This window comes from Cupriavidus sp. 05N38, assembly GCF_056397345.1.
This window is the reverse complement of record NZ_JBFTNF010000012.1, coordinates 254955-268603: the sequence shown is the minus strand read 5'-3', so window position 1 is coordinate 268603 and position 13649 is coordinate 254955. Positions and strand designations below refer to the sequence as shown.

Sequence of the window (13649 nt, the reverse complement as noted above, 5' to 3'; positions counted from 1 at the left end):
CTGTGCCAGCCATTGGGCAAGTGGGCAAGAGACGGAGGCAGGACGCAGTCTTGCGTCCCGTCGCAATCGCTCGCGCCGCCTTCCCCCTCGTCTTCCTCACCTGGCCCGCAGATTCCTGCATGCCAGGCTGCAACGCCCCAATCGTGTCATGAGCCGTCAATGCCCGATTGCGCATCGGAAGATGCCTGTATTTAGAAATGTGAAGATATGTAAGGCGACGGCGGATTATTTTCGGGAATGCGGAGTCATGGCGACGGAGCAGAGTTTTTTCCGGCCGCCGCTTTGTGTAAGCAAATATTGGCTTGAGAAATGAGAATTACTATTATCGGAACCGGCTATGTGGGGCTTGTGACAGGTACCTGCCTGGCCGAATTGGGAAACAATGTTTTCTGCCTTGACGTAGACGCCAAGAAAATCGATTTGCTGAACGGTGGCGGGGTGCCCATCTACGAACCGGGTCTCAAGGCCCTGATCGACCGGAACCGCGCGGCAGGCCGACTCAAATTCTCGACGGACGTGGCCGCCAGCGTGGCCCATGGCGAAATCCAGTTCATCGCCGTCGGCACGCCGCCGGACGAAGACGGCTCGGCCGACCTGAAATACGTCATCGAGGCCGCCCGCAATATCGGCCGCCACATGGACGCGTTCAAGGTGATCGTCGACAAGTCGACGGTGCCGGTCGGTACCGCCGACAAGGTCAAGGCCGCGATCGCGGAAGAGCTGGCGAAGCGCGAAGCGTCCCATCTCGGCTGCGCGGTCGTCTCCAATCCGGAGTTCCTGAAGGAAGGCGCGGCCGTCGAGGACTTCATGCGTCCYGACCGTATCGTGGTTGGCGTGTCGGCCGACGAGGCCGGCGACAAGGCAAAGGCGATGATGCGTACGCTGTATGCCCCGTTCAACCGGAACCATGAACGCATGTATTTCATGGACGTGCGTTCGGCGGAGTTCACCAAGTATGCGGCCAACGCCATGCTGGCCACCCGCATCAGCTTCATGAACGAGCTGGCGAATCTCGCCGACCGCGTCGGCGCGGACATCGAACTGGTGCGCCAGGGCATCGGCTCCGACCCCCGCATCGGCTATAGCTTCCTGTACGCCGGCATCGGCTACGGCGGCTCGTGTTTCCCGAAGGACGTGCAGGCGCTGGCGAGGACGGCGGCGCAGTTCGGCCAGTCGATGCATGTGCTGGACGCCGTCGAGCAGGTCAACGAGGCGCAGAAGCGCGTGCTGATCGACAAGATCCTGGCGCGTTTCGGCAACGATCTCGCGGGCAAGCGCTTTGCCATCTGGGGCCTGGCGTTCAAGCCGGAAACCGACGACATGCGCGAGGCGCCGAGCCGCATCATCATCCGGGAACTGCTCGAGCGCGGCGCCGTGGTGCACGCGCACGACCCGGTGGCCACCGAGGAGGCGCGCCGCGTGCTGGCCCAGGACCTGGCCGATATGCCGGAGGCCTTGCCGCACCTGCATTTCGCCGACCAGCCCGAGGCCGCCCTGGACGGCGTCGATGCGCTGGTGATCGTCACCGAGTGGAAGGCGTTCCGCAGCCCCGACTTCGAGGCCATGCGCAGCGAAATGAAGACCCCCCTGATTTTCGATGGCCGCAATCTGTTCGACCCGACTTCGATGAAGAAACAGGGCTTCGAATATTTCGGTATCGGCCGCTCCTAGAACAAAGTCTTGAACATGCGAAATTACAATTCCCGCCAGCGTATCCTGGTGACCGGTGGCGCCGGCTTCCTCGGCTCGCATCTTTGCGATCGGCTGATCGAGCAGGGCAACGAAGTGCTGTGCGTCGACAACCTGTTCACGGGCGCCAAGCAGAACATCGAACACCTGCTCGGCAATCCGCGCTTCGAGTTCATGCGCCACGACGTGACCTTCCCGCTGTTCGTGGAAGTGGACCAGATCTACAACCTGGCTTGCCCGGCCTCGCCCGTGCATTACCAGCACGATCCGGTGCAGACCACCAAGACCTCGGTCCACGGCGCCATCAACATGCTGGGCCTGGCCAAGCGGCTCGGTGCCAAGATCTTCCAGGCCTCCACCAGCGAGGTCTACGGCGACCCGGTCGTGCATCCGCAACCCGAGGCATACTGGGGCAATGTGAACCCCATCGGCATCCGCTCCTGCTACGACGAAGGCAAGCGCTGCGCCGAAACCCTGTTCTTCGACTACTACCGCCAGCACGGCCTGGAGATCAAGGTCGCGCGGATCTTCAATACCTACGGCCCGCGCATGCACCAGAACGATGGCCGCGTGGTGTCGAACTTCATCATGCAGGCCTTGCGTGGCGAGCCGATCACCGTGTTCGGCGAAGGCAAGCAAACGCGTTCGTTCTGTTTCGTCGATGACCTGATCGACGGCTTCGTCGCCATGATGGACACGCCGAAGGAATTCACTGGCCCGATGAACCTGGGCAACCCGCACGAGATGACGATGCTCGAGCTGGCGACCCACGTAATCGAGCTGACCGGCTCTCGCTCGACCATCGAGTTCAAGCCGCTGCCGGCCGACGATCCCACGCAACGCCGCCCCGACACCCGCCTTGCCGAGGAAGTGATCGGCTGGAATCCTTCGGTGCATTTCCGCGACGGACTTGCCAAGACGGTCGATTACTTCAAGCGCTTTGTTTAAGCGCCCCAGATCATATTCGGAAGAGATACGCAATGTTTGATAACAAGTCTATTTTGATCACGGGCGGTACGGGCTCGTTTGGCAAGAAGTACGCGCGCACCATTCTCGGTCGCTACAAGCCCAAGCGCCTGGTGATTTATTCGCGCGACGAACTCAAGCAGTTCGAGATGCAGCAGGAGATCGACGCGCCGCCGATGCGCTACTTCATCGGTGACGTTCGCGATGGCGAGCGCCTCTCGCAGGCCATGCGCGGGATCGACTACGTCATTCACGCCGCCGCGCTCAAGCAGGTGCCGGCCGCGGAATACAACCCGCTCGAGTGCATCAAGACCAATATCCACGGCGCCGAGAACGTCATCAACGCGGCGATCGCCAATAACGTCCACAAGGTGATCGCGCTGTCGACCGACAAGGCCGCCAACCCGATCAACCTCTACGGCGCGACCAAGCTGGCGTCGGACAAGCTGTTCGTCGCGGCCAACAATATGGTCGGTGCCAACCAGACCTCGTTCGCGGTGGTGCGCTACGGCAACGTGGTTGGCTCGCGCGGCTCGGTGGTTCCGTTCTTCGAGCAACTGCTGGCCAAGGGCGAGAAGGAATTGCCGATCACGCACGCGGACATGACCCGCTTCTGGATCAGCCTGCAGGACGGCGTCGATTTCGTGCTGAAGAATTTCGAGCGCATGCATGGCGGCGAGATCTTCGTGCCGAAGATCCCTTCGATCCGCATTACCGACCTGGCCGAAGCGGTTGCGCCTGGCGTGGCCACCCGCGTGATCGGCATCCGCCCCGGCGAGAAGCTGCACGAGATCATGTGCCCGGCCGACGACTCCCACCTGACGCTCGAGTTCAAGGACCACTATGTCCTGCGCCCGACCATCAAGTTCCATCACTCGGACATCGACTACACCGTCAATGCGCTGGGCGAGACGGGCACGCGCGTCAGCCAGGGCTTCGAGTACAACTCCGGCAACAACCCGCATTTCCTCACCCCGGAGGAAATCCGCGACTTCAACGCCAAGGCGATGGCATGATTCCCTACGGCCGGCAAGACATCTCGGCAGACGACATCGAGGCGGTGGTTGCCGTCCTGAAGTCCGATTTCCTGACGCAGGGCCCGGCGGTGCCGGCTTTCGAGGCTGCTGTCGCGGCCTATGTCGGCGGCGGGCACGCGGTCGCCGTCAACAGCGCGACTTCCGCCTTGCACATCGCCTGCATGGCGCTTGGCGTGGGACCCGGCGACACGGTCTGGACTACGCCGAATACCTTTGTCGCGTCGGCCAACTGCGCGCGCTACTGCGGTGCCTGTGTCGACTTCGTCGACATCGATGCGCGCACCTATAACATGTGCGCCGATGCGCTCGCGGCCAAGCTCAAGGAGGCCGCGGCGCGCGACGCCCTGCCCAAGGTGGTGATCCCTGTCGCCTTCGCCGGCCAGTCCTGCGACATGAAGGCTATCCGCGCGCTGGGCGACGAGTATGGCTTCGCCATCATCGAGGATGCTTCCCACGCCATCGGCGGGCGCTACCTGGACAAGCCGATCGGATGTGGCGACTACGCCGACATCACCGTCTTCAGCTTCCATCCGGTCAAGGTCATCACGACCGCCGAAGGCGGCCTGTGCATGACCCGCCGGGCCGACCTGGCCGAGGCGATGCGCAAGGCGCGTTCGCACGGCATCACGCGCGATCCGGCCGAGATGACGGGGCCTGCCGACGGCGCGTGGTACTACCAGCAGATCGCGCTGGGCTACAACTACCGCATGACCGACATGCAGGCGGCGCTCGGTGTCAGCCAGATGCATCGCCTGGACGCCTTCGTGGCGCGGCGCCACCAGATCGCGCACCGCTACGGCGAGCTGCTGGCCGGGGCGGCGCTGACCGTGCCCTTCCAGCATCCCGACGGCCTGTCCGGCCTGCACCTGTACCCCGTGGTGCTGCACGACGCCACGCGCCGCAAGGCCGTGTTCGACGCGCTGCGGGCCGCCGGCATCCACGTCAACGTGCACTACATCCCGGTCCATACGCAGCCGTACTACCGCGAGCTTGGTTTCAAGCCGGGCGATTTTCCCAAGGCCGAGGCGTACTACGCCGGCGCGATCAGCCTGCCGATGTTCCCGGGGCTGAGCGACCAGCAACAAGAGTACGTCACCTCCACCCTGCGCGGGATCCTTGCATGAAGCTGGCACTGGGAACCGTGCAGTTCGGGTTGCCCTACGGCATCACGAATACCGCGGGGCAGGTCTCCGAAGACGAGGTGGTACGCATCCTGCGCCGCGCCCGCGAGCTTGGGCTGGCGGTGCTGGATACGGCAGCGGCATACGGCCAGAGCGAAAGCGTGCTGGGCCGCCGCGGCGGCGAGGCGCACGCCTTCCGGCTCTATACCAAGACGCTGCCGCTCGGCGGGGCGGCGGCGGATGCTGCCGCGGTCCGGCGCGTGGTGCAGGGCGTGCACGATTCCCTGCGCAATCTCGGCGTCGGTCGCCTGGACGGCCTGCTGGTGCATCACGCCGGCGACCTGCTGGGCGAGGGCGGGCAGGACCTGTACACCGCGCTGCAGGCGCTCAAGGCGCAAGGGCTGGTCGAGCGTCTTGGCGTATCGGTCTACAGCGTCGAAGAAGCGCGCGCCGCGACGCAGCGTTTCGGCATCGACGCCATGCAGTTGCCGCTCAATGTCCTTGACCAGTCTTTCACCGCCTCCGGCGAACTGACGCGCCTCAAGGCAGCCGGCGTGGAGATCCACACGCGCTCGGCGTTCCTCCAGGGAGTCCTGTTGTCCGAGCAGCTGCCGGCATTCCTGCAAGCGCTGGCGCCTGGCTTTGACCGCTTCCGGGCAATATGCAGGGAGGCTGGCGCGAGCCAGCTCGAAGGCAGCCTCGCGTTCCTGCGCCAGCAAGGCGCGATCGACCACGTCGTGGTCGGCGTGCTCGACCAGGGTCAGCTCGAACAGATCGCCGCGGCATGGGAGCGTAGCGCGGCCTGTCTCTCCCTTGATTTCGCAGAATGCAATATGGCGCCGTCGGCGGCTGTCACGCCGTCGAACTGGCCCGCGCTGAAGAAGGAGCACCAATGACCGTGATGGCACTGCTGCAAGCGCGCACGAGCTCGACGCGCCTGCCGGGCAAGGTCCTGAAGCCGTTGCTCGGCGAGCCGATGATCCTGCGCCAGATCGAACGCCTGCGGCGCGCCCGCACCATCGACCGGCTGATGGTAGTCACCAGCGACAGCCCCTCCGACGACGCGCTCGCTGCTTGCTGCGCCGAGGCCGGCGTGGATGTGTTCCGCGGCAGCCTCGACGATGTGCTGGACCGCTTCTACTCGGCGGTGAAGAACATCCGGCCCGAGCACGTGGTGCGGCTGACCGCCGACTGCCCGCTGACCGACCATGAAGTGATCGACGCGGTTGTCGATTTCTATCGCGACGGCGGCTACGACTACGCCAGCAACGTTTTGCCCCCCACCTATCCCGACGGGCTGGATGTGGAGGTGTTCCGCTTCAGCGTGCTCGAGACGATCTGGCGCGAAGCCAGCCTGCCTTCGCAGCGCGAGCATGTGACCTCCTTCATCTACCAGCATCCGGAGCGCTTCCGGCTGGGCGGCCTCACGCGCGAAAAGGATCTGTCGTCGCTGCGCTGGACCGTGGACGAGCCCGCCGACCTGGTATTCGTCGAGGCGGTCTACGAGGCGCTGTACCGTGACACCCCCGGCTTCCTGATGGCCGACGTGCTGCAACTGATGGCGCGGCGGCCCGAGCTGCTGGAGATCAACTCCGGCCAGGTCCGCAACGCGGGCTACCTGAAATCTCTTGTGCAAGACGACCAACAACCTCGAAGGGTCTGAACATCATGTCGCAACGCTACCAACAGTCCGAAGCCTTGCTCGAGCGCGCCTTGCGCACCATTCCGCTCGGCTCGCAGACGTTCAGCAAGAGCCGCACGCAATACCCGTTCGGCGTTTCGCCGTATTTCATCGAACGCGGCCGCGGCAGCCACGTGTGGGACGTCGACGGCAACGAGTACGTCGACATGATCAGTGGCCTGTGCGCGTTGACGCTGGGCTACAGCGACCCTGACGTCGACGCCGCGGTCAAGGCCCAGCTGGAGGACGGCATCATCTTCTCGCTGCCGCACCGCCTCGAGATGGAAGTCGCCGAGCAACTGGTGTCGATGGTCCCCTGCGCGGAGAAGGTCCGCTTCGGCAAGAACGGTTCCGACGCCACCGCCGGCGCCGTGCGCGTGGCGCGCGCTTTCACCGGCCGCGATCACGTGGCGGTGTGCGGCTATCACGGCTGGCAGGACTGGTATATCGGCACCACCGCGCGCAACCGCGGCGTGCCGCAGGCCACGCGCGACCTGTCGCATTCCTGGGCATACAACGACATCGCCAGCCTCGACGCCATCTTCAAGGCGCATCCGGACCAGGTTGCCGCCGTCATCCTCGAGCCGATGAACGTGGTCGAGCCGGCCCCGGGTTTCCTGCAGGCAGTCAAGGAACTGGCGCACAAGCACGGCGCGTTGCTGGTGTTCGACGAAACCATCACGGGTTTCCGCTATGCCAACGGCGGTGCCCAGCAGCTGTTCGGCGTGACCCCCGACCTGGCCACCTTCGGCAAGGGCCTGGCCAATGGCTACCCGGTTTCCGCCGTCGCGGGCCGCGCCGATGTCATGCAGTTGATGGAGGAGATCTTCTTCTCGTTCACGTTCGGCGGCGAAACGCTGTCGCTGGCGGCAGCACTTGCCACCATGAAGAAGCTCGAGCGCGAGCCGGTCACCGCCACCCTGGCCCGCCAGGGACAGGTCGTGATCGACGGCCTGCGCCAGCGCATCGCCGCGCTGGGCGCCGACGATTTCCTCTCGGTTTCCGGGCATCCGAGCTGGAGCTTCCTGCTGATCAAGGACACTGCGCGCTACCCGATGTGGCACCTCAAGACCCTGTTCATGCAGGAGATGCTGGCCCAGGGCGTCCTCACCTTCGGCACGCACAACATTGGCTACAAGCATACCGACGCGGACATCGCCAAGCTGTTCTCCGCCTACGACCATACCCTGCCGATGCTGGTCCAGGCAGTGCGCGATGGCGGCATCGAGCAGATGCTGAAGTGCGCTCCGCTCGAGCCGCTGTTCAAGGTGCGCTGATTGCCATGAAGGTTGCGATTCGCGCCGACGCTTCCGTGCAGATCGGGTCGGGCCACGCCATGCGTTGCCTGACGCTTGCCGATGTCCTGCGCGCGCGCGGGGCCGAAGTGCGTTTCGTCAGCCGTGCGCACCAGGGCGGCGCGCAAGCACTGCTCGAACAGCGCGGCTACGCATGCCATGTGCTGCCTCCGGCAACGCTGGCGGCGCCGGCCGGCGACCTGGCCCACAGCGCGTGGCTGGGCGTCGCCTGGGAAACGGATCTCGAGCAAAGCGCCGCGGCCCTGGCGGGCTGGTCGCCCGACTGGCTGGTGGTTGACCACTATGGCATCGACTGGCGCTGGGAGCAGGCGATGCGCAGCCATGCGCCGCGCATCATGGCCATCGATGACGTCGCCGACCGGCGCCACGATTGCGACCTCCTGCTCGACCAGAATTACTACAGCGACATGGACCAGCGCTACGCCGCGCTGGTGCCGCCGCACTGCACCTGCCTGCTGGGCCCCGGCTACGCCCTGCTGCGGCCGGAATTCACCGCCGCGGCCAGCGCGCTGCACCGCGAGGAAGGCCCCGTCAGGCGCATCCTGCTCTTCATGGGCGGGATGGACCAGGACAACGCCACCGGCACCGCGCTGCTCGGCCTGCAAGACGCCGCGCGCGATGGTGTCGCCATCGATGTGGTGCTGGGCGCGGCCGCTCCGCACCGCGAACAGGTTCGGGCCCTGTGTGGCAGCATGCCGAACACGCACTTGCATGTGCAGGTGGACAATATGGCCGAGCTGATGGCACGGGCAGACTTGGCTATCGGCGCCTGCGGCTCCGCCACCTGGGAGCGCTGTTTGCTCGGCCTGCCGACGATCGCCATCGTGCTGGCCGACAACCAGCGCAAATCGGCCGGCGACCTGGCGGCGGCAGGCTACATCGTCAGCCTGGGCGACGTCGCGTCAGTCACGCCGGAAGCCGTCGGCCAGGCGGTGGCGGCACTGAGCGCGGATGCGGCCGCCCGCATGGGCTTGTCCCGCCGCAGCCGCGAACTGGCCGGGCGCCATCCCAAGACCGCGGCCGACCTGATCTGCGAAGGCATGCCCCATGCATAGATTCGAGGACTGCGAGCTGCGCCCGATCCGTCCGGGCGACAAGGATATCTTGCTGGCCTGGCGCAACAGCGAGCCGGTGCGCAGCAATATGTACACGGACCACCTGATCAGGCCCGAGGAGCATGAGCGCTGGTTCGCCTCGGCGCTGCAGCATCCGAGCGCATCGTTCATGGTGTTCGCGCTGCAAGGCGTGCCGGTCGGGTTCAGCTCGTTTACCGGCATCAGCCGCGAACACCAGCGCTGCACCTGGGGCTTCTACCTGGGCGAGCAGAACCTGCCGAAAGGCACCGGCTCGGCGCTCGGCTATCTGTCGCTGGCCCATGCGTTCGACACGCTGGGCATGTACAAGCTGGCCTCGGAGGCGTTCGCCTTCAACCAGGGTTCGGTGGGCCTGCATCGCAAGCTCGGCTTCCGGGAAGAKGGCCACCTCGTCGAGCACTACGTGAAACAAGGCCGGCGCGAGGACATCCTCTGCTTCGCCAAATTCAGCAATCAATGGGAGAGTGACCGGCAGACGCTGCGCGCGCTGTGTTTCTCGCCCGAAGGAGCATCGAAATGACGATCAATATCGGCGGACGCCTCATCGGCCGCGAGCACGAGCCATTCCTGATCGCGGAAATGTCCGGCAACCATAACCAGTCGCTCGACCGCGCACTGGAAATCGTCGATGCCGCGGCTGCGTCCGGCGCGCATGCGCTGAAGATCCAGACCTACACGGCCGACACCATGACGCTGGATATCCGGGAGCGCGAGTTCTTCATCTCGGATCCCAAGAGCCTGTGGAAGGGCAAGTCCCTCTATGAGCTGTACCACGAGGCGCATACGCCGTGGGAATGGCACAAGGCCATCTTCGAGCGCGCGCGCGGGCACGGCATGATTCCGTTCAGCACGCCGTTCGACGACAGCGCGGTCGATTTCCTCGAAGGGCTCGATGCCGCCGTCTACAAGATCGCATCGTTCGAGAACACCGACATTCCGCTGATCCGCAAGGTGGCGCGGACCGGCAAGCCGATGATCATCTCCATCGGCATGGCCAGCATCGCCGAGCTCGACCTGAGCGTGCGCGCGGCGCGCGAGGCGGGCTGCAAGGAACTGATCCTGCTGAAGTGCACCAGCACCTATCCGGCCTCGCCGGAGAATACGAATATCCGCACGATTCCCCATATGCGGGAGCTGTTCGGCTGCGAGGTGGGACTGTCGGACCACACCATGGGCGTGGGCGTGTCGGTGGCGAGCATCGCCATGGGCGCAGCCGTGATCGAGAAGCACTTCACGCTGGATCGCGCCGACGGCGGCGTGGATTCGACGTTCTCGCTCGAGCCTGCCGAATTCAAGTCGCTGGTGGTGGAAACGCGCCGTGCGTGGCAAGCCCTTGGCGGCGTCAGCTACGGCCCCACCGAAGCGGAGCAGAAATCGCTGGTGTTCCGCCGCTCGCTCTACATCACGCGCGATCTCAAGGCCGGCGACGTACTCGATGTGTCCAGCGTGCGTGCCATCCGCCCGGGCTTCGGCCTCGCGCCGCGGCACCTCGACCAGGTGCTCGGCCGTGCCGTGAAGCGGGACATCAGCCGCGGGACGCCGCTTGCATGGGACCTGCTCGCCTGAGCCCGGTCCTTCCCTGTCTTGCCGAGCCTGTCTCGTTTGGCCCCATAACTATTACTATATGCGTCTCGGTTTCGCCACAATTTACGCTTATCGCCCGCACGTCGAGCACGTCTACTTTCTCTCGTCGATGATGCAGGCGCGCGGGCACGAGGTGTTCTACCTCAGTTGCGACAGCGCGCTGTCGGAGTGCTACACGCGCGAGCTGCGCGACGATTCCAGCGCGGCCAAGGAATGCCTGAAATGCACGATGGGCGGGATTCGCTCGTTTGCACCCGGGGTCGATTCGATGCGCCGTTATCGTGATCCCGCGGGTGCCGCGGCAGCCGCGGCGCCCGCCCAGCAGTGGGGTTTTTCGGGTGCTTGCACCATCTTGCGTACCGAAAGCCAGTCCGACAAGCAGACCGGGGAATTCCACGCGCTGCACCAGCGGCTCGCCACCGGCTCGGCCGAAGCCTTCGCCGCGGCCTGCCGCTGGATCGAGGAGCGCAAGCTCGACGGGATCATCTGCTTCAACGGCCGCATGGAAGGGCCGCGCGCGTTGCTGGAAGCCGCCAAGGCCAAGGGCATTCCGTTCATCTCGGTGGAACGCACCTGGTTCGGCGACGGGCTCCTGCTGATCCCTGACCAGAATTGCCTGGCGCTCGACGAAGTGGGCCGCGTGGTTGCCGCGTACAAGGACAAGCCGCTCACCGAGCCGCAGGCGCGCGTCGTGGCTTCGCTGCTCGCGGCCCGCTTCCTGCGCACCAATACGCTGGAGTGGCGCGCCTACAACCGGAATGCCGAAGACCTCGCATGGCCGGCGCAACGCAAGGGCCTGAAGCTGCTGATCACACCCAGCAGCCTGAACGAGTTCGACGGGCATCCCGACTGGCGCACCAAATGGCCCAACCAGATCGCCGCGCTGGATTTCCTGTTCGACCATCTCGAAGTGGATCCGGCCAGCTGCATCTTGCGCTGCCACCCGAACTGGGGCGAGAAGATCGGCCTGCGGGACGGCGGCCTTGCCGAGCGCATGTACACCGAGTGGGCGCAGCGGCGCGGCGTGCATATCATCGGCAGCAAGGAGCGGGCGAACACCCTCGGCCTGATCGCCCAGGCCGATGCCGTGGTGGTCAACGGCGGCAGCGCCGCCTTCGAGGCCGGCGCGCTGGGCAAGCAGGTCATCGCGCTCGGCACTTCGATCTACCAGACCGCCGGCTTCCAGATCCAGCTCTATGGTCCTGAAGATGCGCCCAATCTGGCCATGGTCGGGCAGCAGACGCCGGACGAGATCGCGCGGCAGGTTCTGCGCTTTGCCTACACGTTCAATTTCCGCTTCAACCAGTACGTGGACGACATCCGCGCCAGGACGACCACGCAGTATGCGTACAATCCGGAACCGGACGCCACGCGGCTCGAGCGCCTGCTGCGCACCCGCCGCATCGAGGCGGACGATGCGCAAGTCGCATCGGATACCATCGGCGAGGACCGTGTTCTCAAACTGCTGCACGAGCGGCGCTGGGAGGAATTGCGCGAAGCGCAGAAGCCGATTCCGCAGAACTACCGTGCGGTGCATCGCCGCGGCGTGTTCCGCTACCTGGACGCGATCCGCGAGCGCATGCCGATCGGCGATAGATAAGCCCGGCCGGAGCTACCGCGGAAAGTATGCGAGATGCGTTGGTTTCGCATTTTCATATGCTCCTTGGCCGGGTTACCGGCGGAGGGATAAATGGAAGTGTGGCAGCAGCGAAGAGTAATTCACGGCGAACCCGGCGAATTTCCCTGGGACTGTTTCGGAGTGCCCCAGTACGGCTGAGTCGTCTTGGGGAGCATTACCTGCCCGATCTAAGTATGGCCCTGGTTGCCTGCGAGGGAGTCAATATCGTGACATCTCATGAGCCATAAGCGAAATCTCGGAACCACGTGCCTGAACGGATTTGCGGCCGTATTGATGATGTGTCGCATGTTCGCGTACGCCAAAGTGCTCGATGTGGAGCAGTTTGGCGTTCTCAGCATCGGTTTGCTGATTTCCGCTTCGCTCGGCATGGTCAATGCGTTCGGCCTCTATTTGCTGATGCAAAGGGACATGCCGCGATTGTTCGCCGCTGGTCGTGTCACCCGCGGCATGGTGCTGATGGGGAAAGTCTCGCTCGTTACCATCGCTTCGGCCATCCCGCTCATTGCTCTGAGTTGGACGGGCGTCTCTCTCGCGGGAGGCGCCGGGATGTTGTTGGCCCTTGCGACGCTCCATGGTTTGAGTAATCAGCTGTTTGGCGTGATCTCTACGGAAAGCAAGAGCCGTTTGCGGCAAGTCGAGTTTGCCGTCACATTGTTCGGCCGCAGCTGCCTCGTCTCGATAGCGGGTTTCTGCGCCGCGTTGATGTGGGATAGCGCAGAGGCGGTCCTGGCGGCGGAACTGGGGCTCACTGCCGTTGTAGTGGCAATTGCTTCGGTGCAGGCCGCGGCGAGGTTCCGGCAGAAGTTCCGTCTGTTGCCAATGCTGGCCGTTCGCCATCTGCGCCGCTCGGAATGGCGGGTGGCGAGTGGATTGCTTGTCAGTGTGATTCTCGCCTTTCTGATTCAGAATATTGATCGCTGGTTGGCAGTCGACGCATTGGACAAGCGGGTTTTTGCGCAGTTTGCATTCGGCTGGACGTTGCTTTCGATGGCATCCACTTTTCAGGCGACCATCAATGCAAACCTGTTTCCCGGACTCGCGGCGCGCATCTACCATGATGGGCCCGGGGCGGTGCTTGCGCAGACTCGCAGGGTGTCGCTTGGCATGTTCGGGATCTTGGCGGCGTGCGCCGTGCCCGGCTTTTATATCATTAAGTGGGGTATCGAGGCATATTACCCGCAGTACATCGAGGTGATAAGTTATATACCGCTGTTCCTTGCTGCGGCGGCGCTCCGTGCTTCCGATTTTTGGTCGAATTATCTGATCATTTCGAGAAAAACACGCCTGTTATTCATAAGTCAGGGTGCGGTCCTGTTTGGTGCGATTTTTCTCTGGTTTATTGCGACCCGCTATACTGCTTCACTTTCGATGCTGTTCAAACTGTCATTGCTGACGTTCATGCTCTCGTGCCTGTCGTTCGTCTTTGGTTTCGCTGCATTGAGGATCGGAGGTGCCAAGTGATTTCGGGCGTGCCGGCTTTAGTCGCATGTGCTTCTTCTGTCGCGGTCATCGGCGCGCAGCC

At 64.2% G+C, this 13649-nt stretch carries 12 protein-coding genes; all 12 read left to right on the top strand.

Annotated elements, in window-relative coordinates:
• Positions 1–309: 309 nt before the first annotated feature.
• The 12 genes from AC1DK4_RS12310 to AC1DK4_RS12255 all read left to right on the top strand — a co-directional run bounded on the left by AC1DK4_RS12310 (position 310) and on the right by AC1DK4_RS12255 (position 13588).
• Positions 310–1671: a UDP-glucose dehydrogenase family protein gene (locus AC1DK4_RS12310; protein WP_441613286.1), complete on the top strand. Its 1362-nt coding sequence runs from the start codon at positions 310–312 to the stop codon at positions 1669–1671.
• A 15-nt stretch (positions 1672–1686) separates the two neighbouring features.
• Positions 1687–2637 (top strand): UDP-glucuronic acid decarboxylase family protein, encoded by a 951-nt coding sequence (locus tag AC1DK4_RS12305; RefSeq protein WP_441613285.1) that lies wholly within the window; start codon positions 1687–1689, stop codon positions 2635–2637.
• 32 nt (positions 2638–2669) lie between these two features.
• Positions 2670–3671, top strand: coding sequence for a UDP-N-acetylglucosamine 4,6-dehydratase (inverting) (pseB, locus tag AC1DK4_RS12300; protein WP_441613284.1), 1002 nt, complete (start codon positions 2670–2672; stop codon positions 3669–3671).
• Complete coding sequence (gene pseC, locus AC1DK4_RS12295; RefSeq protein WP_441613282.1) at positions 3668–4816, top strand: UDP-4-amino-4,6-dideoxy-N-acetyl-beta-L-altrosamine transaminase; 1149 nt, start codon at positions 3668–3670, stop codon at positions 4814–4816. The genes pseB and pseC overlap by 4 nt, the downstream gene beginning before the upstream one ends.
• Positions 4813–5709, top strand: coding sequence for an aldo/keto reductase (locus AC1DK4_RS12290; RefSeq protein ID WP_441613281.1), 897 nt, complete (start codon positions 4813–4815; stop codon positions 5707–5709). Before pseC ends, AC1DK4_RS12290 begins: the two co-directional genes overlap by 4 nt.
• The gene (locus AC1DK4_RS12285; protein ID WP_441613280.1) at positions 5706–6476 is read left to right on the top strand and encodes a cytidylyltransferase domain-containing protein; all 771 of its coding nucleotides are present in this window, start codon (positions 5706–5708) and stop codon (positions 6474–6476) included. Before AC1DK4_RS12290 ends, AC1DK4_RS12285 begins: the two co-directional genes overlap by 4 nt.
• 5 nt (positions 6477–6481) lie before the next feature.
• Positions 6482–7771, top strand: coding sequence for an aminotransferase class III-fold pyridoxal phosphate-dependent enzyme (locus tag AC1DK4_RS12280; RefSeq protein WP_441613279.1), 1290 nt, complete (start codon positions 6482–6484; stop codon positions 7769–7771).
• Between the two features lie 5 nt (positions 7772–7776).
• The gene (gene pseG, locus AC1DK4_RS12275) at positions 7777–8865 is read left to right on the top strand and encodes a UDP-2,4-diacetamido-2,4,6-trideoxy-beta-L-altropyranose hydrolase (protein WP_441613278.1); all 1089 of its coding nucleotides are present in this window, start codon (positions 7777–7779) and stop codon (positions 8863–8865) included.
• Positions 8858–9424 (top strand): UDP-4-amino-4,6-dideoxy-N-acetyl-beta-L-altrosamine N-acetyltransferase, encoded by a 567-nt coding sequence (gene pseH / locus AC1DK4_RS12270; RefSeq protein ID WP_477131553.1) that lies wholly within the window; start codon positions 8858–8860, stop codon positions 9422–9424. The genes pseG and pseH overlap by 8 nt, the downstream gene beginning before the upstream one ends.
• Complete coding sequence (pseI, locus tag AC1DK4_RS12265; protein WP_441613276.1) at positions 9421–10470, top strand: pseudaminic acid synthase; 1050 nt, start codon at positions 9421–9423, stop codon at positions 10468–10470. Before pseH ends, pseI begins: the two co-directional genes overlap by 4 nt.
• A 58-nt stretch (positions 10471–10528) precedes the next feature.
• The gene (locus AC1DK4_RS12260) at positions 10529–12088 is read left to right on the top strand and encodes a hypothetical protein (RefSeq protein ID WP_441613275.1); all 1560 of its coding nucleotides are present in this window, start codon (positions 10529–10531) and stop codon (positions 12086–12088) included.
• A gap of 324 nt (positions 12089–12412) precedes the next feature.
• Positions 12413–13588 (top strand): lipopolysaccharide biosynthesis protein, encoded by a 1176-nt coding sequence (locus AC1DK4_RS12255; RefSeq protein WP_441649656.1) that lies wholly within the window; start codon positions 12413–12415, stop codon positions 13586–13588.
• Positions 13589–13649: the final 61 nt, after the last annotated feature.